21 protein-coding genes and 1 other RNA gene are annotated in these 25420 nt (G+C 72.2%); 14 read left to right on the top strand and 8 right to left on the bottom strand.

What is annotated here, in order from left to right:
- The first annotated feature begins 5 nt into the window (after positions 1-5).
- The 4 genes from EDF18_RS03665 (at position 6) to EDF18_RS03650 (ending at position 2603) form a co-directional block, all read left to right on the top strand.
- Entirely contained in the window at positions 6-566 is a 561-nt protein-coding gene (locus EDF18_RS03665) for a DivIVA domain-containing protein (RefSeq protein ID WP_123546425.1), read from the top strand.
- Between the two features lie 95 nt (positions 567-661).
- Positions 662-1456: a lytic transglycosylase domain-containing protein gene (locus EDF18_RS16565; RefSeq protein ID WP_233568967.1), complete on the top strand. Its 795-nt coding sequence runs from the start codon at positions 662-664 to the stop codon at positions 1454-1456.
- Positions 1457-1506: 50 nt separating this feature from the next.
- Positions 1507-1824 carry a hypothetical protein gene (locus EDF18_RS03655; RefSeq protein WP_123546424.1) on the top strand — a complete coding sequence of 106 codons (318 nt, stop codon included), beginning with the start codon at positions 1507-1509 and terminating at the stop codon, positions 1822-1824.
- A gap of 2 nt (positions 1825-1826) precedes the next feature.
- A complete protein-coding gene (locus tag EDF18_RS03650; RefSeq protein WP_123547271.1) occupies positions 1827-2603 on the top strand; it encodes an alpha/beta family hydrolase in 777 nt (258 codons plus the stop codon).
- A 40-nt stretch (positions 2604-2643) separates the two neighbouring features.
- On the opposite strand, the gene EDF18_RS03645 is transcribed toward EDF18_RS03650, so the two are convergent.
- The gene (locus EDF18_RS03645) at positions 2644-3702 is read right to left on the bottom strand and encodes an AI-2E family transporter (RefSeq protein ID WP_123546423.1); all 1059 of its coding nucleotides are present in this window, start codon (positions 3700-3702) and stop codon (positions 2644-2646) included.
- 55 nt (positions 3703-3757) lie between these two features.
- Entirely contained in the window at positions 3758-5509 is a 1752-nt protein-coding gene (locus tag EDF18_RS03640) for a hypothetical protein (protein WP_123546422.1), read from the bottom strand.
- Between the two features lie 247 nt (positions 5510-5756).
- On the opposite strand from EDF18_RS03640, the gene EDF18_RS03635 reads away from it, so the two are divergent.
- Together EDF18_RS03635 and EDF18_RS03630 are read left to right on the top strand one after the other, a co-directional pair.
- The gene (locus EDF18_RS03635) at positions 5757-7565 is read left to right on the top strand and encodes a hypothetical protein (protein WP_123546421.1); all 1809 of its coding nucleotides are present in this window, start codon (positions 5757-5759) and stop codon (positions 7563-7565) included.
- Positions 7562-8542 carry a tetratricopeptide repeat protein gene (locus tag EDF18_RS03630; RefSeq protein ID WP_123546420.1) on the top strand — a complete coding sequence of 327 codons (981 nt, stop codon included), beginning with the start codon at positions 7562-7564 and terminating at the stop codon, positions 8540-8542. The genes EDF18_RS03635 and EDF18_RS03630 overlap by 4 nt, the downstream gene beginning before the upstream one ends.
- A gap of 85 nt (positions 8543-8627) precedes the next feature.
- On the opposite strand, the gene glgB is transcribed toward EDF18_RS03630, so the two are convergent.
- From glgB to glgX, 5 genes are all read right to left on the bottom strand, one after another.
- On the bottom strand, positions 8628-10835 hold the full coding sequence (glgB, locus tag EDF18_RS03625; RefSeq protein WP_123547270.1) for a 1,4-alpha-glucan branching protein GlgB: 2208 nt from the start codon (positions 10833-10835) through the stop codon (positions 8628-8630).
- A gap of 473 nt (positions 10836-11308) precedes the next feature.
- Complete coding sequence (locus EDF18_RS03620; RefSeq protein ID WP_123546419.1) at positions 11309-13309, bottom strand: alpha-1,4-glucan--maltose-1-phosphate maltosyltransferase; 2001 nt, start codon at positions 13307-13309, stop codon at positions 11309-11311.
- 392 nt (positions 13310-13701) lie between these two features.
- Positions 13702-14010 carry a DUF1294 domain-containing protein gene (locus tag EDF18_RS03615; RefSeq protein ID WP_123546418.1) on the bottom strand — a complete coding sequence of 103 codons (309 nt, stop codon included), beginning with the start codon at positions 14008-14010 and terminating at the stop codon, positions 13702-13704.
- 28 nt (positions 14011-14038) lie between these two features.
- Positions 14039-14566 carry a Cys-tRNA(Pro) deacylase gene (gene ybaK, locus EDF18_RS03610; protein WP_123546417.1) on the bottom strand — a complete coding sequence of 176 codons (528 nt, stop codon included), beginning with the start codon at positions 14564-14566 and terminating at the stop codon, positions 14039-14041.
- Entirely contained in the window at positions 14563-16617 is a 2055-nt protein-coding gene (gene glgX, locus EDF18_RS03605; protein WP_123546416.1) for a glycogen debranching protein GlgX, read from the bottom strand. Before glgX ends, ybaK begins: the two co-directional genes overlap by 4 nt.
- Before the next feature lie 95 nt (positions 16618-16712).
- On the opposite strand from glgX, the gene EDF18_RS03600 reads away from it, so the two are divergent.
- The 8 genes from EDF18_RS03600 to ssrA all read left to right on the top strand — a co-directional run bounded on the left by EDF18_RS03600 (position 16713) and on the right by ssrA (position 23712).
- Positions 16713-17879, top strand: a complete 1167-nt coding sequence (locus EDF18_RS03600; protein ID WP_123547269.1) for a cysteine desulfurase family protein — start codon at positions 16713-16715, stop codon at positions 17877-17879.
- 370 nt (positions 17880-18249) lie between these two features.
- Positions 18250-19002 (top strand): hypothetical protein, encoded by a 753-nt coding sequence (locus EDF18_RS03590; protein ID WP_148050032.1) that lies wholly within the window; start codon positions 18250-18252, stop codon positions 19000-19002.
- A gap of 83 nt (positions 19003-19085) precedes the next feature.
- The gene (locus tag EDF18_RS03585) at positions 19086-19691 is read left to right on the top strand and encodes a hypothetical protein (protein ID WP_123546413.1); all 606 of its coding nucleotides are present in this window, start codon (positions 19086-19088) and stop codon (positions 19689-19691) included.
- Positions 19692-19702: 11 nt separating this feature from the next.
- Positions 19703-20809 carry a peptide chain release factor 2 gene (gene prfB / locus EDF18_RS03580; protein WP_123546412.1) on the top strand — a complete coding sequence of 369 codons (1107 nt, stop codon included), beginning with the start codon at positions 19703-19705 and terminating at the stop codon, positions 20807-20809.
- A gap of 155 nt (positions 20810-20964) precedes the next feature.
- The gene (gene ftsE / locus EDF18_RS03575; protein WP_123547268.1) at positions 20965-21708 is read left to right on the top strand and encodes a cell division ATP-binding protein FtsE; all 744 of its coding nucleotides are present in this window, start codon (positions 20965-20967) and stop codon (positions 21706-21708) included.
- The gene (ftsX, locus tag EDF18_RS03570; protein WP_123546411.1) at positions 21705-22619 is read left to right on the top strand and encodes a permease-like cell division protein FtsX; all 915 of its coding nucleotides are present in this window, start codon (positions 21705-21707) and stop codon (positions 22617-22619) included. The genes ftsE and ftsX overlap by 4 nt, the downstream gene beginning before the upstream one ends.
- A 154-nt stretch (positions 22620-22773) precedes the next feature.
- On the top strand, positions 22774-23250 hold the full coding sequence (gene smpB / locus EDF18_RS03565; RefSeq protein ID WP_123546410.1) for an SsrA-binding protein SmpB: 477 nt from the start codon (positions 22774-22776) through the stop codon (positions 23248-23250).
- Positions 23251-23334: 84 nt separating this feature from the next.
- Positions 23335-23712: a transfer-messenger RNA gene (gene ssrA / locus EDF18_RS03560) on the top strand.
- A 196-nt stretch (positions 23713-23908) separates the two neighbouring features.
- Here the strand turns inward: ssrA and EDF18_RS03555 are convergent.
- Positions 23909-25405 carry a hypothetical protein gene (locus EDF18_RS03555; protein ID WP_123546409.1) on the bottom strand — a complete coding sequence of 499 codons (1497 nt, stop codon included), beginning with the start codon at positions 25403-25405 and terminating at the stop codon, positions 23909-23911.
- Positions 25406-25420 lie beyond the last annotated feature (15 nt).

Here is a 25420-nt window from a genome sequence, read left to right as displayed (position 1 = left end):
GCATGATGGACAGCGTGAGCTCAACTTTCCCCACGGTGCCCAAGGGCCAGCGCGGCTACGACGTGTCCGAGGTCGAGGCGTTCCTCGCCGAGGCGCGAGCCGCCTACACGGGCGGTGCCGAGGCGGCGTCGCCGGTCGACTCGGCTCGCATCCGCCGGACCGCGTTCGCGATGCGGAAGGGCGGCTACTCCCCGGCGCACGTGGACCAGGCGCTCGAGCGCCTGGAGGACGCCTTCGCGAGCCGCGAGCGTGACCGGGCAGTGACCACCGCGGGCGACGAGGGCTGGTACGGCGAGGCGCGCAGCGCGGCCGAGGAGATCGTGGCCAGGCTCGACCGCCCGGTGGGTCACCGGTTCGACCGCGTCAGCGTGCTGACCATCGGCTACCACCCGAAGGACGTGGACCGTCTGGCGCGGCGACTGCAGGGCTACTTCACCGACGGCAAGGCCCTCAGCATCGACGACGTCCGGGGATCAGTCTTCCGCGCCCGGCGCGGGGGGTACCGCGAGGCCCAGGTGGACGTGCTCCTCGATGCCGTGGTCGACGTCATGCTCGCCGTCCGCTGACGGAGGTCCCGCGGGGCTCGGCGACCTGGCCGTCCACGACGCGCCAGGGAGGGCCCTGGCCGATCCGTGACGGATCCGTTACCCTGGACGAACTCATGGGCAGGCACTCAGCGAACGCGACCACGGGCCACTCTCTCTCCGAGCAGCGGCTGGTCGTCAGTCGACCCCGCACGATCGAGAGGCGTCGCGTCCCCGCCTCGCTCGTCGCGCCTCCTGCGTCACGGCCGGCCCCTGCGCCTCGTGCCTCGGTCGGACACCGCTATGCGCTGCCGCTGGTCGGCTTCGCCGCGACCTTCGCCTTCCTCTCCGCCTCTCTCGTGAACCCGCTGTCGGGTGCCGAGGCGGCGACGACGAGCGTGGGAGGGGCCGCCGCGTTGGTGGCACCGGGCCAGTCGTTCGTCGTGGGCGCCGGCGTCGTCCTGGCTGCTGACCGTGACCAGTACGGCGTCACCCTGCCGCCGCCCCCGCCGCCGCCCGCACCGGTGGTCGAAGAGGCCTCGGCTGACGAGCCTGCGGCCGATGCCGTCTCCGGCACCGCCAAGAAGGCACCGTCGTCCAGCGCGGCGCCCGTGGCGGGCGTCCCCGACCCGGGCACGGCGAAGGCCATCGCCGCCGAGATGGTGGCCGCACGCGGCTGGGGCACCGGCGAGTACGACTGCCTGGTCTCGTTGTGGAACAAGGAGTCGGGCTGGAACATCAACGCCCACAACAAGTCCAGCGGGGCGCACGGCATCCCGCAGGCCCTGCCGGGCAGCAAGATGGCCTCGGCCGGTGCCGACTGGCAGACCAACCCTGCCACGCAGATCACCTGGGGCCTCGGCTACATCCAGGGTCGCTACGCGACGCCGTGCGGTGCGTGGGGCCACTCGAAGTCCGTCGGCTGGTACTGAGCCAGCACCGCTGAGTCCAGGCCGCTGGCCGTCCGGCTACGCTGGAGGGCATGCCCCGCAGCAACCGACCGCGTCGTCCGCGCGACCGAGCGGAGCGGAACCGTACAGAAGAAGTCCGCGACGAGCGCGATCTCGCACGCTCCCTCTTCGGGGGACCACGGACCGAGACGCGACGCGGGCGTGAGTTCGTCGTCCAGTCGGTGTCGGCCTCCTCGGCGGTCAAGGACTACACCTGCCCCGGCTGTGCCCTGACGGTCTCCCCGGGCACGCCCCACCTCGTCGTCTGGCGTGCCGACGGGCTCTTCGGCGAGCAGGACGACCTCGCCTCGCGCCGACACTGGCACACCCACTGCTGGAGGATCTCGTGACCCTGCCCTCTGCCTCTGCCTCTGCCTCTGCCTCTGCCTCTCCCGTGGACGTCCGCGGCGGCGTCGAGCTCCCGGCCCGCCGCTCCGACGTCGAGCTCCGCACGGCGGACGGGCTCACGCTGGTGGGCGAGCTCGCACTGCCGCTCGACCGCGACCCGGTCGCCACCCTGGTCACGCTGCACCCCCTCCCGACGGCCGGCGGGTTCATGGACTCGCACGTGATCCGGAAGGCCGCGGCCCGGCTGCCGGCGCTGGCCGACGTCGCCGTCCTCCGCTTCAACTTCCGCGGCGTCTCGTCGCCCCGGGGGCGTTCCGAGGGGGCGTTCGGCGAGGGCGAGGCCGAGGCAGCCGACCTGACGGCGGCCGTCGCCCTCGTCCGGGGCGCCGGCCTGCCCACGCCGTGGCTGCTCGGCTGGTCGTTCGGCACCGAGGTCGCGCTCAAGCACGGCCGCGGCGTCGACGTCGCGGGGCTCCTCCTGCTCTCCCCGCCCCTGCACCGCACGACGGACGCCGAGCTCGCGGCCTGGAACGACTCCGAGGTGCCGATCGTCGCCGTCGTCCCCGAGCACGACGACTACCTGCAGCCCGAGGAGGCGCGGGCACGGTTCGCCGCCGTGCCCCGCGCCGAGGTCGTCGCGGTCGAGGGCGGCAAGCACCTCTGGGTGGGCGAGAAGCAGACGTCGAGGGTGCTCGACGAGATCGTGCGGCGCGTGGCGCCCGGTGCGCTCCCGCTGCCGACCACGTGGCCTCCCTCGGAGGGCCAGCAGGCCGCCTCCTAGGGGAGCCCCGCCTGCGGCTCGTCTGCGGCGGGTCCTGCCCTCAGCGGGCGTCCTGCCGGGGCACGACGACCTGCCGGATGATCAGGAGGATCGAGGCGGCGACCGGGATGGCGATCAGCGCCCCGAGCACGCCCAGCAGGGTGCCGCCGGTGAGCGCGGCGATGACGACGACGACTCCCGGGACCTTGACCGCACGGCGCATGATGCGAGGGCTGAGGACGTAGGCCTCGACCTGCATGTAGACGAGGTACCAGATGGCGGCGGTGACCCAGGTCGCGGGGGAGTCCGGCAGCAGCACGATCTGCGCGAGCACGATGACGGCCGACCCGCTGATGGTGCCGACGAGCGGGATGATCGAGCCGAGGAACGCGATGAAGGCGAAGACCGCCGGCTGCTGCGCCCCGATGGAGCTGAGGAACACGAAGCTGAGGACGCCGTTGATGGCGGCGAGCGTGAACTGGCCGATCACGTACCGGCCCACCGACTGGCTGATCTGCTCGGCGATGTCGGCGAACCGCACGCGCTTGGACGCAGGGACGAGCTGGTAGATGCCGGCCTTGAAGGTGTTGATCGACGAGGTGAAGTAGAGCACGAGGATGACCACGACGACCGTGGCGAAGACCCCGTTGCCGATGGCCACGCCGACGGCCAGCACGCCGCCGCCGATGGTGACGACGTTGTCGGGGTTCGTGAGGAAGTCCAGGACCGAGTCGAGTGCCTGCTGGACGTCGAAGAAGTTCTGGGGGACGAGCGCCTGGAGGTTGTCGACGAACTCCTGCGTGGTGACGCTCTGCAGGTACGTGACGAGGTTCGTGATCAGGGCGGTGGCCTGGCTGACGATGACGGGCACGATCGCGAAGACCACCCCGACGAAGGCGCCGATCGCGACCGTGAAGACGATGACGATGGCGAGCCAGCGCGGCACCGAGCGGTTCTCCAGCCACGACACGACGGGGTCGAGGCCCAGGGCGATGAAGATCGCGGCCCCCACGTAGGTGAGGATCGTCGACAGCTCGCTGAGGGCACCCCCGATGACGAGGGCGGCGATGACGCCGAGGCCCGCCAGCAGCCCGAGGCGGAACGGATCGTGGATCTTCACGCGGGCGGCTCCTGTCGACGACCGGTGCGCCGTTCAGCTCGACGCCACCGACTGCCTACTCTGACGCACCCTGTGCCTGCGGGGCCAACACGGCGCGCAGGTTCTCGAGGTACCCCGCGACGGCGTCGCGTTCCTCCCGGATCTCGGCGAGCCGGCGCTCGGCGTCGTCCGTGAGCTCGGCTGACCGGCGCTCGGCGTCGTCGACCAGGCTCGCGGCGCGCTGCTCCGCGTTCGTCAGGACGTCGTGGGCCGTGGCGTCGGCCTCGGACCGGACCGTGCGGGCGTGCTCGTGCGACGTGCGCTCCAGCTCGTCCGCCTCGCGTCGCGTCTCGACGGCGCGCTGCCGCGCCTCCTCGAGCTGGCCCGCGGCGTCGTCGAGGTAGCCCTGCGTCTCGGCCACCGCGGCGTGGTGCCGCTGCACCAGCTCGCGCTCGGCCTCGTCGCGTCGGGTGCGCAGCTCGACCTCCGCGTCGCTGCGGCGCTCCTCGAGCTCCCGGGCGAGCTCGGCGACGGCGGTCTCGCGGTCGGCGACGAGCCTCGCCTGCTGGGTCGCGGCCTCGGCTGCGAGGCGCACGCGCTGCGCCTCCTCGTCGTCGACGAGCTGCGCCTGGCTCTCGGCCACCTCGGCGTCGAGGTCGGCCCTCGCGTTGACCGTCTCGGCCTCGACGACGGCCCGTGCCTCGCCCGCCTCGCGCTCGAGCCGGTCCCGTTGCTGCTGCACCTCGCGCTCGAGGCGCTCGTGGGTGGCGGCGACCTCGGCGGAGAGGGCGTCGCGAGCAGTCGTGAGCTCGTGTTCGAGGTCGGCCCGGGCGGACTCGACCTCCCTCCGCACCGCGAGGCGCGCCTCCTCGACCTCGCGCTCCAGGGCGGCGCGCGTCTGCGCGACGTCCGCGTCGAGCTCTGCCCTGGTGACCGCGACGTGCTCCGCGAGCTCCGCACGGCCGGTGTCGACATCGTCGTCGAGCTCGGCGCGGGCAGCCTCGACCTCACGGGCGAGGTCGTCCCGTCGGGTGGCGACCTCGAGCTCGAGATCGGCGCGGGTGGTCTCGTCGAGGCGCGCCAGCTCGGCACGGACCGTCTCGGACTCGCGGGCGAGGTCGGCGCGCACGCGCTCGTCCTCGGCGACGAACTCGGCCCGTGCGAGCTCGGTGTCCCGTGCCAGCGCCGTGGCGCCGTCCCGGGCGTCGGCGACCTCGCGCTCGACCTGGGCCCGCAGCTCGGCGACCTCGCGCTCGGCCGTCGCGTGCAGGGCGGCGACCTCGTGCCGTGCCGTGCTGACGTTCTCGGCCGACTCGGTGGCTGCGGCGCCCCGCATGGCGGAGGAGTCGCGCTGGGCCTCCTGCAGCAGCGAACGCGCCTCGCCGCGCGCCCTGGCCACCAAGCGGTCGGCCTCGCCGGTGCTCTCGGCGACCTGGGCGGCGGCTCGGCCCCGGGCGTCCTCGAGGAGGGCGTCGGCGCGCTCCCGGGCGTCGGAGAGCACCCGGCGTGCCTCGCTCGTCGACGAGGTGCGGAGCTCCTCGGAGTCGATGTCGGCCTTGCTGACGAGGGCGGTCGCCTGCTCCTCCGCGAGCCGGAGGGTCTGCTCGAGCTTGCTGCCCAGGCCGGCGTAGGTGGGCGTCCCGGCCTCCTCGAGCTCCGTCTGCAGGTCGTCGAGGCGCGTCTGCAGATGCTTGACGGACCCCGCCATCTCGGCACGGTCGGCGTTGGCCTTGATCAGCTCGCGACGGAGGTCGCTCAGGGCCGCGTCGACGTCGTCCTTGCGGTAGCCGCGCAGCTCGGTCCCGAATTCCGTGTCGTCAGCAGCCACTGTGTCTCCCTCGCGTCCGTGGCGGGCACTGCTCACGTGCCCGGCGCGACGATTTTAGCGGCCGGAGGAGGGCGTGACGGTCCGCGACGAAGGCCGAGGTGCGGCACTCAGGCTGGTCGGATACGCTGAGCCGTCTTAAATACCCGCCGCCGTGCCCGGCCTCCCGGCCAGGCCCGCGCGAGCTCCGTCGGCGTCTGCCGCGGCGCTCCCACCCGACCGGGATGGCGGCACGGAGGGAGAAAACAACGTGCGTTTCATCATCGCTGTCGTCGTCGTCGTGCTCGCGGCGCTGATGGTGGCCCTCGGGTTCGCCCAGCGCACGGTGTTCGCGCCTCCGTCGAGCGTCTCGTCCTCGGTGTCGACCAGCTCCTCCGAGGCGACCGTCACCGTCGTCCCCGCCAGCGCCCTGCACGGGCGCGAGGGGCGTCAGGCAGTCTCGATCGACGGAGCCGACACGGCGTTCGCGGCCACCGGCCGCACCTCCGACGTGCTCGGCTGGGTCGGCGACGCCGACTACAACCTCGTCGAGTGGGACGCGGACGCGGGCGAGCTGACGACCCGCACGGTCGCTGGCGACGAGACGGCGGTGCCCGACCCGGCCGACTCCGACCTCTGGTACGACCAGTACAGCGGCAGCCCCCTGACCTTCTCCCTGGACGCGCCCGACGACGTGTCGCTCGTCGTCGTCTCGGACGGGACCGCGCCGGCCCCTGCGGACCTCGCGGTCACCTGGCCGCTCTCCCAGGCGACCCCCACCGCCGGTCCGTTGATCGTGGGCGGCCTCCTGACGCTGCTGATCGGCGTGCTCCTCTACATCTGGGCGATCGTGCACCACCGCCGCACCCGCGGCCCCCGCCGCACCTCCAGCGACGGCTCGCGCCCGAAGCTCTCCCGGCCGTCCCGCCGCCGCGCGCTCAAGGCGGGGACCCCCGAGTCGATCGACGCCTCGGCGTCGTCCGGCGCGCGTCGCGGCCGGACACGCCGATCGGTCGCCGTCGTGCCCGTCCTCCTCGTCGGCTCGCTGGCCCTCGCCGGCTGCTCCGCCGACTACTGGCCGGCCCCCGCCGAGGGCGCGGGCGCGAGCTCGTCCGCGACGGCGACCCCGACGGCCACCCCGACCGACGGCGCCGACGCCGAGGACGACGCCCCGAGCGTGCAGCCCCCGGTCGTCACGGTCGCCCAGGCTGAGCGGATCGTCGAGCGCATCGCGGCGGTCGCGGCGCAGGCGGACGGCGCGCTCGACGCCGCGCTGGCCGAGACGCGGTTCACCGGTCCCGCGCTCCAGCAGCGCCAGGCCGACTACGTCATCCGGGCGAAGGACGCCGCGGCCGCCGGCCCCCTGGCCATCCCCGCCGGCGACGTGACCCTCACGCTGCCCCAGCAGTCCGACACGTGGCCGCGCACCCTCTTCACGGTCGTCCAGGACGCCGACGCGACGAAGGCGCCCGTCGCCCTGACGCTGCTCCAGGAGACGGCTCGCGACCCGTACAAGGTCGAGTACGCCCAGTCGCTGGAGGCGCAGGCCACCCTGCCGACGGTCGCGCCCGCCACCATCGGGGCCGCGAGGCTCGCACCGGACGTCAAGCTCCTCACCCTGCGGCCGGACCAGCTCGCCGAGGCCTACGGCGACATCCTCCGCAACGGCGACGAGAGCCAGTGGGCACCGCAGTTCCAGGGCGAGGGCGACACGCTGCGGGACAAGATCGGCAAGGCCTACAAGGACGCGAAGCGGACGGCCCTGCCGACCACCGCCTCCATCGAGTTCTCGTCGACCCCCGTCGAGGACGACGCGGTGGCCTTCGCGACGAACGACGCCGGGGCGCTCGTCTCGGTGGCGCTGAACGAGGTCGAGACGGTCAAGCCGACCGCCGAGGGCGCGAGCGTCGAGCCGCAGGGCGTCGTCAAGTCCCTGCTCGGCCTCGACACGTCCAAGAAGGGCATCGAGGCGACCTACGGTGTCCAGTTGTTGTTCCAGGTGCCTCCCGTGGGCAGCGACGACAAGATCGTCCTGCTCGGCTTCAGCCAGGCACTCATCCAAGCGAAGGAGCTGCCGTGACCGGCCTTCCCCCCGTCCCCGCCGGCCTCCGAGGGGCGGTCGACCTGTCGTCCCTCGTCAACCGGCCCGCACCGTCCGCCGCTGGCGCTCCTGCGCAGCCGACGGCACCCGGCCAGCCTGCCGGCGCCCCGGGCGCCGCCGTCGCGGTCCCCGCGCTCGTCGTCGACGCGACCGACGCGACCTTCTCCCAGGTGCTCGAGCTGAGCAACACGGTCCCCGTGATCGTCGACCTCTGGGCCGAGTGGTGCGGGCCGTGCAAGCAGCTCTCGCCCGTCCTCGACAAGCTCGTGGCCGAGTACGCGGGCCGCCTGCTGCTCGTCAAGGTCGACGTCGACGCGAACCCCCAGCTGACCGAGGCGTTCCAGGCGCAGTCGATCCCCGCGGTGGCTGCCGTCATCGGTGGTCGGCCCGTGCAGCTGTTCGTGGGCGCGCTGCCCGAGGCTCAGGTGCGCGACGTGTTCGAGCAGGTGCTCGAGCTGGCCGCTCAGAACGGCGTCACCGGGACGGCCGTGGTCGACGGCGCCGCGGCCTCCGAGGACGGCGAGACGCCCGAACCCGAGCCCCTGCCGCCGCACCACCAGGACGCCTACGACGCGATCGACCGGGGCGACTACGACGCGGCGATCACCGCCTACCGCACGGCCATCGCCCAGGACCCGCGCGACCAGCTGGCCGTCGCTGGCCTCGCCCAGGTGTCGCTGATCGCCCGCCTGCAGGGCGTGACGATCGCCGACGTCCGTGGCGCGGCCGCCGCGGAGCCGACCGACGTCGACGCCCAGCTGGCCGTGGCCGACCTCGACGTCAGCGGCGGCCACGTCGACGACGCCTTCGACCGCGTGCTGACGGTCTTCCCGTCGCTCGACGCGGCCGGCAAGGACGCAGCCCGCACCCGCCTCCTCGACTACTTCGAGATCGTGGGGCTGGACGACCCCCGCGTCGCCGCGGCCCGGCGTCGGTTGACGATGCTGCTGTACTGATCCGCAGCGTGCACGAAGGGCCCCGACGACCAGGTCGTCGGGGCCCTTCGCGCACGCCGCCCCGGGGGAGGAGCGACGCGGCCGCTCAGCGGCGGAGCTTCAGCCAGACGACACCGAGCGGCGGCAGCTGGACGTCCGCGGAGGCGGGACGCCCGGCCCACGGGCTGTCGACAGCCGTGACGGCGCCGAAGTTGCCGACGCCCGAGCCGCCGTAGATCGTCGCGTCGGTGTTCAGCACCTCGTCCCACGTGCCGGCCTCCGGCAGGCCGAAGCGCATGCGCTGCGGCTGGCCGGAGAAGTTCGCCAGCACGGCGAGCGAGTCGCCCGAGCCCGACTTGCGGAGGAACGCGACCACGCTCTGCTCGCCGGCACCGCCGTCGATCCACTCGAAGCCCTCGGTGTCGAAGTCGTGGGCCCAGAGTGCGCTCTCGGACTTGTACACCTGGTTCAGGCGGCTGACGAGGTCGAAGACCTGCTGGTGCTGCGGCCGGTCGAGCACCGACCAGTCGAGGCCGAGCTCCTGGCTCCACTCCGTCGGCTGGCCGAACTCGGACCCCATGAAGAGCAGCTGCTTGCCGGGGTGCCCCCACATGTAGGCGAGGTACGCACGGAGGTTCGCGCGCTTCTGCCAGTCGTCGCCGGGCATCTTCTCGAAGAGCGAGCCCTTGCCGTAGACGACCTCGTCGTGGCTGATCGGCAGCATGAAGTTCTCGCTCCACGCGTAGTGGAACGAGAAGGTGATCTCGCCGTGGTGGTACGAGCGGTACAGCGGGTCCTTCTCGACGTAGTCGAGGGTGTCGTGCATCCAGCCCATGTTCCACTTGAGGCCGAAGCCGAGGCCGCCCTCGCTGGTGGGTCGCGAGACGCCCGGCCAGCTGGTCGACTCCTCGGCGATCATGACGATGCCGGGGTGGCGGCGGTAGGCCGTGGCGTTGGTCTCCTGCAGGAACGAGATCGCCTCGGTGGCCTCGCGGCCCCCGTGCTCGTTCGGCAGCCACTCGCCGTCGTTCCGGCTGTAGTCGAGGTACAGCATCGAGGCGACGGCGTCGACGCGGAGGCCGTCGACGTGGAACTCCTCGAACCAGTACAGCGCGTTCGCGACCAGGAAGTTCCGCACCTGCGAGTCGCCGAAGTTGAAGACGTAGGTGCCCCAGTCGGGCTGCTCGCCACGACGCGGGTCGGAGTGCTCGTAGACGCTGCGGCCGTCGAAGCGGCCGAGCGCCCACTCGTCCTTCGGGAAGTGGCCGGGAACCCAGTCGACGATCACGCCGATGCCGGCCTGGTGCAGCCGGTCGATCAGGTAGCGCAGGTCGTCGGGGGAGCCCCAGGTGCTCTGCGGCGCGTAGTAGCCGGTGACCTGGTAGCCCCACGAGCCGCCGAACGGGTGCTGGGCGAGCGGCATGAACTCGACGTGCGTGAAGCCGAGCGCGGTGACGTAGTCGACGAGCGGGTCGGCCAGCTCGCGGAACCCGAGGCCGGGCTTCCACGAGCCGACGTGCAGCTCGTAGACGCTCATCGGGCCGGCGTGCTGGTCGCTCGCCGCACGGCGCTCGAGCCAGGCGTCGTCGCCCCAGTCGTGACCGGCCTCGGTGATGACGGAGGCGGTGGCCGGGGGGACCTCGGCGCGTCGGGCCATCGGGTCGGCCCGCTCGACCCACTCGCCGTCGGGCGTGAGGATCTGGTACTTGTACGAGCCCTGGTCGACGCCGGGGACGAACAGCTCCCACACGCCGTTGTCGTCCAGGCGGCGCATCGCGTGACGGTCGCCCCACCAGCCGTTCAGGTCGCCGACGACGCGGACCGCCTGCGCGTGCGGGGCCCAGACGGCGAAGGAGGTGCCGCGGACGCCCTCGTGCTCGCGCACGTGGCTGCCCAGCACGGTCCAGAGCTGCTCGTGACGGCCCTCGCCGAAGAGGTAGAGGTCGAGGTCGCCGACGGTGGGGGAGAACCGGTACGGGTCGTCGGCGACCCAGGGGGCGCCTCCGTCGTACTCGGCGGTCACCTGGTAGCCGCCGAGCGGCGCCGGGGCGACGCCCTGCCACAGCCCGTACGCGTGGTGCTCGAGGACGACGGCCTCGCCGGAGGCGCCCGTCACGCTGACGGAGCCGGCGAGCGGACGGACGACGCGCACGACCGTGACCCCGTCGACGGTGTGCTCGCCGAGGACGGCGTGCGGGTGGGTGTGGCGGCCCTCGGCCGCGGCCAGCACCTCGGCGTCGTCGAGCACGGGGAGCTGCGGGGCCGACGCTGTGGGCTCGCGGCGCACGTCGGGAGGAGTCGGGTCCTCGTGCATGAGCGTGCGCTCATCGGCTGGCTCGGCCGGCTCGGCCGGGCTCGCCGGTCCGAGGTCGAGGACGGGGCGCTCCTCGGTCGGGACCGGGGCGGGCACGGGCGAGGCCAGGAGCGGCTCGTCGGCCTCCGCCGGGTCCGACGGCTCGTCGGGGTCGTCGGCGGTGGACGGCTCGTCGGGCTCGGCGCTCGTGGACAGCTCGTCGGGCTCGTGGCTCTTGGACAGCTCGTCGGGCTCGTGGTTCGTTGCCGGCTCCTCCGCGGGGAGCGGGGGCTCGGCCGTGACGGGCGGGTCGTTCTCGTCGGGCACCGAGGTGACCGGCTCGGCGGCGACGGGCTCGGCAGCGGCGTGCTCGGGTGCGACCGGCTCGGCGACGACGGGCTCTGCGGCTGCAGGCTCGGGCTGGACGGGCTCGCGGCGGTCGTCGTCTCGGGAGGAGCCGTGGCGGGAGAAGATGCTCATGGTGGGTCGCCTTCCTACGGCGCTCGGGTGAGGTCGACGGACAGCACGTGCACGGGCTCGACGAAGGCGTCGAGGCGCACGTAGTTGTCGTCGCCCCAGGTCCACGACTGGCCGGTGATGAGGTCGCGGACCGTGTACGTGCCGCCGGGCACGAGCCCGAACTTCGTCACGTCGAGGTGCACGGTGGTCTCGCGGGCCGAGTGGGGGTCGACGTTGGCGACGACGATGATCGCGTCGGCGCGGCCGCTGCGCGTGTGCGCCCGCGACAGGTACTTCGAGTAGACGAGGACGGCGTCGTCGTCGCTCGAGTGCAGGTCGAGGTTGCGGAGCTGGCGGAGGGCCGGGTGCGAGCTGCGGATGCGGTTGAGCTGGGTCAGGTAGGGGGCGAGGGTCGCGCCCTCCGCCTCCGCGCCGGCCCAGTCGCGCGGCTTGTACTCGTACTTCTCGTTGTCGATGTTCTCTTCCGAGCCCGGACGGGCGACGTCCTCGAAGAGCTCGTAGCCCGAGTAGACGCCCCAGGTCGGCGACGCCGTCGCGGCGATCGCGGCCCGCACCTTGTACGCCGGTCGACCGCCGTACTGCAGGTAGGGGGTGAGGATGTCGTGGGTGTTGACGAACAGGTTCGGGCGCAGCCAGGCGCTCGTCTCCTTCGACAGCTCGTCGAGGTACTCCTCGAGCTCCCACTTCTCGTTGCGCCAGGTGAAGTACGTGTACGACTGGTGGAAGCCGACGCGGGCGAGCGCCTGCATCATGGCCGGCTTGGTGAAGGCCTCGGAGAGGAACACCACCTCGGGGTTCGTCTCGCGCACCTCGTGCAGCAGCCACTCCCAGAAGCGGACCGGCTTCGTGTGCGGGTTGTCGACGCGGAAGATCGTGACGCCGAGCTCGATCCAGTGCCGCACGATGCGCAGCACCTCGCGGCTGACGCCCTCGTAGTCGTTGTCGAAGTTCAGGGGGTAGATGTCCTGGTACTTCTTCGGCGGGTTCTCGGCGTAGGCGATCGTGCCGTCGGGCAGCGTCGTGAACCACTCGGGGTGCTCGGTGACCCACGGGTGGTCGGGCGAGCACTGCAGAGCCAGGTCGAGCGCCAGCTCGAGGCCCGTGTTCTTGGCGGTGTCGACGAACCAGCGGAAGTCGGCGAGCGTGCCGAGGTCGGGGTGCACCGCGTCGTGGCCGCCGTCGGGCGAGCCGATCGCGTAGGGCGAGCCCGGGTCGTTCGGCCCGGCGGTGAGCGTGTTGTTCGGCCCCTTGCGGAACGTCGTGCCGATGGGGTGCACGGGCGGGATGTAGAGCACGTCGAAGCCCATCCGCGAGATGGCGGGGAGGCGGCGGGCGGCGGTGCGGAACGTCCCGCTCTTCCACGTGCCGTCGGGCAGCTTCTTGGCGCCCTCGCTGCGGGGGAAGAACTCGTACCAGCTGCCGACCGCGGCGCGGCTGCGCTCGACGCGCAGCTCCTCGGGGGCGCTGCGCGTGACCAGGCTGGCCATCGGCTTCGCGGCGAAGACGGCGGCGAGGCGCGCGTCGGTCGCGACGCGGAGTCGCGAGCCGGGCGAGAGCGCCTCGTTGGCGAGGGCCTTCGCGGCGTCCCGCACGAGGGTCGTGTCGGGGTAGCCGGGGGCGGCGGCGGCGAGGAGGCGGCTGCCGAGCGCGAAGGTGACCTCGACGTCCAGCTCGGCCGGGACCTTGATCTCGGCGGTGTGCAGCCAGGTCGCCCAGTCGTCGGTGTACGCCTCGACCTGCCAGGTCCAGTCGCCCTCCGTCTCGAGCTGCACCTCCGTCGTCCAGCGGTCGGTGCCGGGCAGGCCCGCGACGAGCGGGTGCCGGGACTCGGACCCGGAGGGGTCGGTCAGGACCAGGTCGGCGCCGACGACGTCGTGCCCCTCGCGGAAGACGGTCGCGCCGAAGGGCACGACCTCTCCGGCGAAGGCCTTCGTCGGGAAGTCCCGGTCGGGGGTGGTCGGGGAGAGCGCCGTGACGGGGATCCGCCCGACTCTGGGTTCGTATGCTGTCGCCACGGGGGCGACGCTACCCGGTCTGGAGGCCCCGCGTACCGCCTCCCTCGGGGACGGCGGGGGCGGCCGGCTGGAGTGCGACGCCCAGCCGGCGACGAACCCCCTGGCCCCTCAACTGGGTGGATGCGATCGCATCGAATTGTCTTGTCCGCCATCAGGGGGACCAGTACAGTCGGATCTGTCGACGCGGCCTGCCCGCCCGGGGTGCGATCCGCCCCGAGAGCCCGGCGCCCTCGACACGCTCGTCAGCACGACGGGCACCGTCCTGCCGTCACCCCGGTCGATCGCCGTGGGTGCCGTCACGGGACGCTGCTGCAGCGCGCCCGGACCCGGCCCGAACCGGTCCGGTCGCCGGCAGCGGCCCCCGCTCGCCCTGATCGCCGTGCCCCGCGGACTCAGCCGGCGAGCAGGCGGACGACGAGCACCGCGACCACGACGATCGCGAGGTTGAGCGCGATCGTCAGCCGGAACGACGATTGGAACGACCGCTTGCGGTTCTTGTGCCGCAGCCGCCGCTGCGCCACGATCGCGCCCGGCCAGCCTCCGGCGAGGCCGAGCGTCAGCAGCGTGCGCTCGGGCACCCGACGGGCCCCTCGCCGGGCGGCCCGCTTGTCGAGCGCGTAGACGAGGACGGTCACGCCGTTGAGCGCGAGCAGCGCCGCGGCGACGGCCACGACGGCCCAGAGGGTCGTGGGGTCCGTCATGCTGGCCGGGTCGGTCACGGTGGCCAGGTCAGTCGCGGGCGACCGGCAACAGCCGCGCCCCGGTGGCGCGCACCAGGTCGTCGGGGGCGATCTCGAGGTCGAGCCCGCGCCTCCCGGCGCTGACGAAGACGCTGTCGAATGAGGCGGCGCTCGCGTCGACGACGGTCGCCAGCGTCGTGCGCTGCCCCACCGGGCTGATGCCGCCCACGACGTAGCCGGTCCGCCGCTCGGCCACGGCAGGGTCGGCGAGCCGGGCCTTCTTCGCGCCGACCGCGGCGGCGAGTGCCTTGAGGTCGAGCCGCCGGGCGACCGGCACGACCGCCACGACGAGCTCGTCGTCGGCAGAGGCCACGAGCGTCTTGAACACGCGGTCCTCCGACAGGCCCAGCTCGGCCGCCGCCTCCTCGCCGAAGTTCGTCGCGGTGTCGTGGTGCTCGTAGGCGTGCGCCGTGAACGGGACGCCCGCCGCGGTCAGGGCGACCGTCGCCGGGGTGCCGGCGCCCGACGGCGCGCGGTGGCTGCTGCCGCGGCTGCCGCTGCTGCGGCCTTCGCTCATGGCACGGCCCGGAAGATCACGACCGTGGGGCCCGACACCAGCACCTCGTCGCCCGGCTCGAGGGGGTGCAGCTCGGCGGAGTCGTCGCTCGACCAGAGCGGCTCCCAGCCGGCGACGCCCTCGGCGGGGGCGAGCCGCACGGACGCCGACGACTCGGCTCCGTGCACCAGCACGAGCACCGTGTTCGGGGCCTCGTGCTCGGGTGTCGACCGTGCCACGTACTGCAGGGTGCGGACGTCCGGGTCCTCCCACTCGTCCTGCCGCATCTCGGCGCCGGACGCGTCGGCCCAGGTGATGTCGTTGGCGCTGAGGGTGCAGGCGCCCTCGAGGCCGAAGCGGATCGGACGCAGCGCGGGGTTCTCCCGGCGGATCCGCGCGAGCGCGGCCACGTCGTCGTGGATTCCCTGCTGCCAGGGCTGCGTCGCCCAGTCGACCCAGGTCAGCTCGCTGTCCGTGCAGTAGCCGTTGTTGTTGCCGCGCTGGGTGCGGCCGCGCTCGTCACCGGCCGTCAGCATGGGCACTCCCGCCGAGACGAAGAGGGTCCCCAGCAGGTTCCGCATCGAGCGGCGTCGCGCGTCGCTGATCCACGGGTTGTCGCTGTGGCCCTCGACGCCGTGGTTGAACGAGCGGTTGTCGTCGGTGCCGTCGCGGTTCTGCTCGCCGTTGCTCAGGTTGTGCTTGGCGTCGTGCGAGACGAGGTCGAGCAGGGTGAAGCCGTCGTGAGCGGTGACGAAGTTGAGCCCGGCGAGCGGCCCGCGGTCGTGCGCGAAGACGTTGCTCGACCCGCTCAGCTTCGAGGCGAAGCTGCCGACGCCGGTCGGGGGAGTGCCCTGCGCCCTGGCGGTCGAGACGTCGGTCAGCCAGAAGTCGCGGGCCCGGTTGCGGAACCGGTCGTTCCACTCGATCCACCCGTCGGGGAACGCGCCGGTCTGCCATCCGCCGGCGCCGACGTCCCACGGCTCGGCGACCATCTTGACGCCCGCCAGGGCCGGGTCGGAGACGATGTCGTGCAGCAGCGGGTGCTCGGGGTCGAAGACGTGGCCCGCGTCGCGGCCGAGCGTCGCGGCGAGGTCGAAGCGGAAGCCGTCGATCTGCATCTCGTTCGCCCAGTAGCGCAGCGAGTCCAGCACGAGGCGGTGCGCGGCAGGGTGGCTCGTGTCGAGCGAGTTGCCGCAGCCGGTGACGTCGACGGGGCGGCCCTCGGAGTCGTGCCGGTAGTAGGCGGTCGAGTCGAGGCCGCGGAGGCTCGTGACGGGCCCGCCGTCCTCGCCCTCTTCTGCGGTGTGGTTGTAGACGACGTCGAGCCAGACCTCGATGCCCGCCTCGTGCAGCAGCCGGACCATGCCCTTGAACTCGCGCACGACGGCGGAGGCGCCCGCCAGCTGGGCGTCGCGGCTCGCATAGGCGGCGTGCGGCGCGAAGTAGGACAGCGTGTTGTAGCCCCAGTAGTTCTCGAGGCCCTGCGCGACGAGGCGCTGCTCGTCGACGTGCTGGTGCACCGGCAGCAGCTGGAGGGCGGTGACGCCGAGGCCCTTCAGGTAGGCGATGGTCGTGTCGGCGGCGAGCCCGGCGTAGGTGCCGCGCAGCTCGTCGGGCACGAACGGGGCGAGCCTCGTCAGGCCTCGGACGTGGGCCTCGTAGACCACGACCCGGTCGAGCGGGGTGCGCGGCTTCTCGATGCCGCCCCAGTCGAACGACTCGTCGATCACGGTGGTGCGGTGCTCGCCGCGGCCTGTCCGGCCGAGGCCGCGGGCATAGGGGTCGAGCAGGGCGGGCGGTTCGACGCCGTCGGCATGGGCCGTGTCGCCCGCCGTCCCGTCGGCATGGTCGGCCCCGTCGACGCGGAGCCAGTAGCGCCGGCCCGGCGTCAGCGCCGCGTCGGTCGCGCTCCACACGTCGTGCTCGTCGCAGGTCAGGGGGACGACCCGGTCGTGCGGCGCGTCGTCGATCACGACCTCGAGGCGCTCGGCGGAAGACGAGAAGACGCGGAGCGTCGGCCCGTCCGGCCCCTGGCGCACTCCGAGGTCGGCGAAGGGGTCGATGTCGTGCACGAGACCTACAGTAGATGAGGGCCGACACGGGCCCGCGACGAGGGTCGGCACGGCCCTCGCGCCGACCGAACGACCGACCGACAGGAGGCGCCCCCATCGTCGTCTACCTCGACCACGCGGCGACGACGCCGATGCACCCCGCGGCGATCGCCGCGTACGCCGCGGCCCTCGGCACGGTCGGCAACCCCTCGTCGATCCACTCCGCCGGCCAGGGCGCCAAGCGCGTGCTGGAGGAGGCACGCGAGCGCGTCGCCGCCTCCCTCGGCTGCGAGCCGATCGAGGTCGTCTTCACCTCCGGCGGCACCGAGTCCGTGAACCTCGGGGTCAAGGGCCTCTGGTGGGCGAGGCAGGCCGACCGGCCGCGCCCGCGCCTCCTCGTGCCCGCCGGCGAGCACCACGCCACCGTCGACGCGGTCGAGTGGCTCGAGCGGCACGACGGCGCCGTCGTCACCTGGCTCCCGCTCGACGAGCACGGCCGGCTGCGGGTCGACGCGCTCGCCGCGGCCCTCGACGAGCACGACGACGTCGCCCTGGTCAGCCTGCTCTGGGCCAACAACGAGGTCGGCACGCTGCAGCCCGTCGACGAGGTCGTGGCGCTCGCCGCCGCCCACGGCGTCCCCGTGCACTGCGACGCGGTGGCCGCGTACGGCCAGGTGCCGATCGACTTCCGCTCGAGCGGCCTCGCCGCCCTGAGCGTGTCCGCGCACAAGATCGGCGGTCCGATCGGCATCGGCGCCCTCGTGCTCGCCCGCACGGCGACCGTCGAGCCGCTGATCCACGGGGGCGGCCAGCAGCGCCAGGTGCGCTCGGGCACCCAGGACGGCCCGGCCGCGGTCGCCTTCGCCGTCGCCGCCGAGCAGCCGCACCACGCCTACGAGCCGCTGCGCGACCGCCTGGTCGCGGGGGTGCAGGCCGCCGTCCCGTCGGCGGTGCTGCGCGGCGATCCGGTCGACCGCCTCCCCGGCAACGCGCACTTCACGTTCCCCGGCTGCGAGGGCGACTCGCTGCTGTTCCTCCTCGACGCGGCCGGCGTCGCGGTGTCGACGGGGTCCGCCTGCCAGGCGGGCATCCCCGAGGCGTCGCACGTCCTGCTCGCGATGGGCCTCACCGACGAGGAGGCGCGGGGCGCGCTCCGCATGACGGTCGGGCACACGAGCACGGAGGCCGACGTCGACGCTCTGCTCGCCGCGCTGCCGGGCGCAGTCGCCCGCGCGACCCGCGCCGGCTACGCCGCGCACGCGCCCGCGACCTTCGCCCGCTAGCGCGCGCAGCGCGCGCGCGCGCGCGCGCCCGCGCCCGCGCCCGCGCCCGAACGATGTGACGCGTCGAGGGGGTGCGCCGCCCGAGCACTCCTCCGTGGCGTCACATCGATGTGCTGCCGTGGGTCGCGCACAGGAGACGGGGCAGAGCGTTCGCCCACAGGGCGGTCGACGTGCCGTCGACGGCGACGCGCACGAGGTGGATCCTCGCGTCATGCGACGCCGTCCCCTTCCGCCCGAGCTCGTGAGGCGCCCGTTCTCGACGTCCGCCGCCCGCCGTGCAGGCGTCTCCGCCGATCGACTGCAGGCGCGAGACCTGTCGTCGCCGCATCGCGGCGTGCGGACGACCGCGGACACGCAACCGTCGCTCCTCGTGGAACGGTGCCTCGAACTCCTCCCCGTCCTCCGGGACGACGAGTCGTTCGCGCACGTGACGGCTCTGGCGCTCTGGGACGTCCCCCTCCCGCATCGACTCGCCACGGAGCCACTGCATGTCGCCTGCGTCGAGTCCCGGCAGAGCCGTCGTCCTGGAGTCCGCGGGCACCGGTTCCCGAGCGACGCGCCGCGTCTGCTCGGCGACCTGCCCGTGGCCTCGCCCGTGGCGGCGATGATCCAGGCGGCTCGCGAGCTGTCCCTCGACGAGCTCGTCGAGGTCGGCGACTCACTCGCAGGGACCTGGTCGCAGCACCCGGTGGCGAGGGGGATCCCCGTGGCAGAGCTGTCGGCTGCCGCAGCCGACGCCCGCGGTCGCCCGGGAATCGGCCGTCTCCGGGATGCCCTGCAGCTCGTGAGGCCCCGGGTCGACTCGCGCCGGGAGACCACGCTGAGGCTGCTCGTCATCAGGGCGGGCCTGCCTGAGCCGGACGTCAACCTGAAGAAGTTCGGCGCTGACGGCTCGTACCTCGGCAAGCCGGACCTGAGCTACGAGGGGGCGAAGCTCGCCCTCGAGTTCCAGGGAGACCACCACCGCCTCGACCGCGAGACGTGGCGGCGGGATCTCCGCAGGCGAGAGCGCTTCGAGGACGCCGGCTGGCGGGTGGTCCTGGTGAGCGACGACGATCTGGTCGGCAGAGCCGCCGTGGAGCTCATCTCCCGGGTCCGCGCGCACCTCCGCCGATCTGGATGACGCTTTCGAGGGATGAGCGGAGTCCTGATGCCTCCGACGCGTCACATGGTCGCGAACAGGAGGGAGGGCAGCAGACTGGGGCGATGCAGATCTACTCGGCGTCGAACGCCGTCCGTGCTCGTCAGGTCGCCGGCGACGTCGTCGCGGTCGGGCTCGTCGTGGTGTTCGTGGCGCTCGGGCTCGCGGTCGCCGCCTTCGTCGGCGGCCTCGCCGAGCTGGGGCGCCAGATCGAGGAGGCGGGCACCGGCTTCCAGGGGACGATGGACGACGCCTCGCGCGTCCTGGGCGGCATCCCGCTGCTGGGCGGCGCCGCGTCCGCACCGTTCGACGGGGCGGCCGGAGCCGGCCAGACGCTCGTCGACGCGGGCCGCCAGCAGCAGGACGACGTGGCGCGCGCCGCGCTCGTGGCCGGGCTGCTGGTCGGCGGGCTGCCGAGCACCGTGGTGCTGTGGGCGTGGCTGCGCGGGCGCGTCGCGTTCGTGCGCCGCGCCTCCTCGGTGCGCGGGCTGCTCGCGCTGCCCGGGGGAGAGGACCTGCTCGCCCTGCGTGCCCTCACCGGCCGGGACGCCCGCGCGGCGCTCGCCGTCTCGCCCGACCCCGTCGCGTCGTGGCGGGCGGGCGACCCGGCCGTGGTCCGCCGCCTCGCCGACGTCGCGCTCCGCGAGGCCGGCGTCGCGCGACCCCGGTAAGCTCGACCACCATGATCGCACTGGACTTCTCTGAGCAGATTGCCGCCCTCCGGGCCACGTTCGAGGACATCCGGGCCGTGATCGGGCAAGACCGTCTCGTCGCCGAGATCGCCCAGCTCAGCGAGCAGGCGTCGGCGCCCGACCTCTGGGACGACACGGAGAACGCGCAGAAGATCACGAGCGCGCTCAGCCACCGCCAGGCCGAGCTCGAGAAGCTCGAGACCACCGAGCAGCGCCTCGACGACCTCGGCGTCCTGGTCGAGATGGCCAACGACGGCGACGACCAGGAGTCCGCCGACGAGGCACAGGTCGAGCTCAAGGCCCTGCAGAAGATGATGGACACGCTCGAGGTGCAGACGCTCCTCGACGGCGAGTACGACCCGCGGCCCGCGGTCATCACCATCCGTGCGGGGGCCGGCGGCGTCGACGCGGCCGACTTCGCCGAGATGCTGCTCCGCATGTACCTGCGCTACGCCGAGAAGCACGGCATGGCGGCCACGGTGATGGACACGAGCTACGCCGAGGAGGCCGGCATCAAGAGCGCGACCTTCGAGATCGACGCGCCCTACGCCTTCGGCACCCTCAGCGTCGAGGCCGGCACGCACCGCCTCGTCCGGATGAGCCCCTTCGGCGCCGCAGGCAAGCGCCAGACGAGCTTCGCCGCGGTCGAGGTCATCCCGCTGATGGAGGAGACGGAGGCGGTCGAGATCCCCGAGAACGACATCCGCGTCGACGTCTTCCGGTCGTCGGGCCCCGGCGGCCAGAGCGTCAACACGACCGACTCGGCCGTCCGCCTCACCCACATCCCGACCGGCACCGTCGTCTCGATGCAGAACGAGAAGAGCCAGATCCAGAACCGGGCCGCGGCGATGCGCGTGCTGCAGTCGCGCCTCCTCCTGTTGCAGAAGGAGGCGGAGAACGCGAAGAAGAAAGAGCTCGCCGGCAACATCACGGCCAGCTGGGGCGACCAGATCCGCAGCTACGTCCTCGCGCCGTACCAGATGGTGAAAGACCTGAGGAGCGAGCACGAGGTCAACAACCCGTCGAACGTGTTCGACGGCGACCTCGACGGCTTCATCTCGGCGGGCATCCGCTGGCGCAAGCGCGACGACGACTGAGCCAGGCGCGAACGAGGCGCGGGGGAGTCATGGAGGAGGCGCGGTGCGCGACAGCACCGCGCCTCCTCCGCGCTCTCCCAGCGCTTCCATAGGCCCGTTCGAGGGGCGAGTCGCGACCGCGATCGGAACAGCCCGCGCTTAGGGTGATCCCCGTCATGATCCGTTTTGATGAAGTCACCAAGGTGTATTCCGGCAACCCCCGGCCGGCACTGAACTCGGTCACCCTCGAGATCCTCAAGGGCGAGTTCGTGTTCCTCGTCGGCGCCTCCGGCTCCGGCAAGTCCAGCTTCCTGCGCCTCGTGCTCAAGGAGGAGAAGCCCTCCAAGGGCCAGATCCACGTGCTCGGGCAGAAGCTCGGCGTGCTCTCGAGCCGCAAGGTCCCGTACTTCCGCCGCAACCTCGGGGTGGTCTTCCAGGACTTCCGCCTGCTGCCGCAGAAGAGCGTGTTCGACAACGTCGCCTTCAGCCTGCAGGTGATCGGCAAGAGCAAGGGCTTCATCCAGGAGGCGGTCCCCGACGTCCTGAAGATGGTCGGCCTGGTGGGAAAGCAGCAGCGCCTGCCGCACGAGCTCTCCGGCGGCGAGCAGCAGCGCGTGGCCATCGCCCGCGCCATCGTCAACAAGCCCTCGATCCTGTTGGCCGACGAGCCGACGGGAAACCTCGACCCCTCGACCAGCGCCGGCATCATGACGCTGCTCGAGCGGATCAACGCCGGCGGCACCACCGTGATCATGGCGACGCACGACGCCGGCATCGTCGACCAGATGCAGCGCCGCGTGATCGAGCTGTCGGCGGGCAACATCCTCCGCGACGAGCGCCACGGCGGCTACCAGACGCAGGCGGTGCCCATCCAGGCCATCGGTGTCGAAGACCTCAGCCTGAGGGGAGCGGACGAATGAGACTCGGACTCGTCCTCAGCGAGGTCGGCAGCGGCCTCCGGCGCAACGTCTCGATGGTCGTCGCGGTCGTGCTCGTCACGTTCATCTCGCTGACCTTCGTCGGCACCGCGGCCCTGCTCCAGCTGCAGATCAACCAGATGAAGGGCTACTGGTACGACAAGGCCCAGGTGGCCGTCTACCTCTGCACCGAGACCGACACGACCGGCAACTGCACGGGCGCCAAGGCCACGCAGGACCAGATCGACGGCGTCGAGGCCCAGCTCAGCAGCCAGGTGCTCGCGCCGTTCGTCGACCGGTCGTACTTCGAGACCCAGGACGAGGCCTACGACCGCTTCACGACCCAGTTCGCGGACAGCCCCGCGACCGAGTTCGTCCAGCCCTCGTACCTCAACGAGACGTTCTGGGTGAACCTCAAGGACCCGACGCAGTCGGACGTCCTCACCGAGAGCCTCTCGAGCCTCGCCGGCGTGCAGAGCGTCGTCGACCAACGGGGTTACCTCGACCCGATCTTCTCGGTGCTCAACGCCGCGAGCTACACGGCCATCGGCATCGCGGTGCTGATGCTCATCGCGGCGGTGCTGCTGATCGCCACCACCATCCGCCTCAGCGCCTTCAGCCGACGGCGAGAGCTCGGCATCATGCGGCTGGTGGGCGCGTCGAACAGGTTCATCCAGACCCCGTTCATCCTCGAGGGCGTGATCGCCGCGTTGGTGGGCTCGGTGCTGGCGGGCGGCGCCCTGATCGTGATCGTCAACTTCTTCGTCAAGGGCTATCTCGTGACGACCTTCGCGTCGACGCCGTTCATCGGGCTGCGCGAGACGGCGATCGTCGTGCCGGTGGTGGTCGTGATCGGCATCGCCCTGGCGGCGCTGTCGGCCAACGTCGCCATCAAGCGCTACCTCAAGGTCTAGCGACGCCGAGGGCCGCGACGTCCCGACGAGCGGGTCCTCGAAGGAGGCGCGGTGCAGGTCAGCCTGCACCGCGCCTCCTTCGTCGTCGGGCTGTGTAGACTGACAGGCTGCCTGATCGCGGGCAGACCACCACACGAACGACCGGAGGCACAGCGTGGCGAAAGAACGCGGCGAGAAGGTCGTGGCCACCAACCGTCGGGCGCGCCACGACTACCTGATCGAGGACACCTACGAGGCGGGCATCGTGCTGAGCGGCACCGAGGTCAAGTCGCTGCGGCAGGGGCGTGCGTCGCTCGTCGACGGCTACGCCTTCGTCGATGCCGGCGAGGCCTGGCTCGACGCGGTGCACATCCCCGAGTACACCGAGGGCACCTGGAACAACCACGCGCCCCGGCGCAAGCGCAAACTGCTGCTGCACAAGCAGCAGATCGTCAAGATCGGGCAGAAGACGAAGGAGGGCGGCTTCACGGTCATCCCCCTCAAGATCTACTTCAGCGACGGCCGGGCGAAGGTCGAGATCGCGGTCGCCAAGGGCAAGCGCGAGTACGACAAGCGGCAGACCCTGCGCGAGCGCACGGCGACCCGTGAGGCGCAGTCGGCGATGTCGGCCCGGAAGCACCTGGGCGAGTAGAACCGTCCCGCCCGGCGGAGTAGACTCGTCCACAGCGACAACGGTTCTTCACAGATCAACAGAGTGTGACAACGGCCCCCTCACGGGGATGATCGGTTTCGACATCGCCTGTGTGCGAACGAGAAGCGGGCCGAGGATCCAGGGTTATCTCGTTAACGATCTCTGGAAAACAATAAGTGCCAATAACAAGCGCACTGACTTCGCTCTCGCTGCGTAAGCAGTAGAGCCACATGGAGTCCGTCAGTCTGGTGACCGCCTTCTAACCAGAGCCTGACGTCATCTAGAGGGCTTGCTGCGTGACTACGCCTGAGGGTCACGCGGGACTTTCACTCGGGCTGGGCTCGTCGACCTAGAAGCCAGTAGCGAAGGTCGGGGCCGAGCAGAACGTCTCATCTGGCTACGCCCGTAGAATGCGTGCAATCTCAGCGATGGACGGGGGTTCAATTCCCCCCATCTCCACCACCGGGTCGTTGTCACACTCTGTTCCGTCGTCGCGGCGTCGAAGGCCCCCTCCCATCTCGGGAGGGGGCCTTCGTCGTTCCGTGGGCGCACGGCCCGCTGCACACCGCAGGGCAGCCCGCAGGAGGCGCGGTGCCAGAACACGAGGAAGGCCCCCGACCGTGCGGTCAGGGGCCTTCTCCGTGTGCGTGGTGCGGTGCTACTCCGAGTCGGTGACCGACAAGGGGGCGAGGCGCGCACGGCGACGAGCCGCGACGGCGAGGCCGGCGCCGGCGAGGGTCAGGGCAGCGCCCAGGCCGATCGCGAGGCCCTGGTCGTCCGAGCCGGTGTAGGCGAGGCCGCCCGGGGCACGGACGGGGGTGACGGCAGCGGCGACCGCGGTGGCGGCGACGACGCTGAAGTCGACCGAGTTCGAATCGCCGGAGATGCCGGTCAGGACGCCGTCGGCGTCGACCGTGAACGCGAAGGCGACGACGGTGAAGCTGCCGGCCTCGACGTTGCGCAGGGTGGTGGTCCAGTTGCCGGCCGCGTCGACGACGATGCTCTCGTCGGCGATGGCCTCGTCGAAGGCAGCGGACGACTCAGGCGTCTGGCCCTTGGGGAAGACCACGTAGGCGATGTTGTCGCCCGGCGTGCCGGTGCCCGAGATGACGACGTCGGAACCGACGATGACCTGGTCGGGGATCGGCGAGGTGATGACCGGAGGGGCGAGCACGGTCGGGGTGACCGGGACGGCCGCGACGGCGGGCAGGGTGAAGGCACGCGTCACGGTGTTGTCGAAGCCGCTGCCGCCGACGAAGCCGCTGACCGTGACGGTCTGCGCGACGGGGGCGGTGTCGGAGTAGGTGACGACGATCGACCAGGTCGAGCCGCTGCCGAGGTTCTGACGGCCGAGCTCACCGGTCGGGCCGTTCACGACGACCGTGGAGCCGACGGGCGCCGTGCCCGAGAACGTCACGGTGCGGCTCGCGGTCGTGGAGCCCGCGACGGGGCTGTCGAGTGCGACCACCTTGGCGGCGGCCGGCGCGACGACGGGCGCCGGGATCGAGAACGCACGGGTCACGGGGGTGATGCCGCTGCCGCCGAGGGTGCCGTTCACGGTGACCGACTGGGCCGCCGCCGACGTGTCGGCGTAGGTGTACGTGATCGCGTACGACGTGGCGTTGCCGAGGTTCTGGCGTCCGAGCTCGCCCGAGGCGTTGCTCACGACGACCGTCGAGCCCTCGGACGCGGTGCCCGAGAAGGTGACGGTGCGCGTGTCGAGCACCTGGGCCTCCGTCGGGGTCGCGACGGTGAGGAACTTCGAGATGGGGAGGCGGAAGGCCACCGTCTTGGCGTCCGAGAAGCCGCTGCCGCCGGCGATGCCGTCGACGAAGACGCTCTGTCGCGAGGACACGGTCTCCGCGTAGGCAGGCAGGTCGACGGTGAAGGCACCGGTGGTGCGGTCGGTCGTCGCCGAGCCGAGGAGGGTGGTGCGAGTCGTGTCGCTGAAGACACGGATCGACGAGCCGGCGACGGCCGAGCCCACGATGTCCACGTCACGGGAGGTCGTGGTCGCCCCCTCCGCAGGGCTCGTGACGACGAGGTCGCCGACAGCGGCGGAGGCGGCGGTGGAGGTGAGGAGGACCCCACCGAGGGCGAGCGAGAGCGCAGCCGGAACGGCTAGCGCGCGACGCCAAGAGAACTTGGTGATCACGTACCTGGTGCTTTC

It is taken from the genome of Frigoribacterium sp. PhB107 (genome assembly GCF_003751515.1).
GTDB lineage: Bacteria > Actinomycetota > Actinomycetes > Actinomycetales > Microbacteriaceae > Frigoribacterium.
The sequence above is the reverse complement of the archived record's forward strand: the minus strand, read 5'-3'. Positions and strand labels throughout refer to the sequence as shown.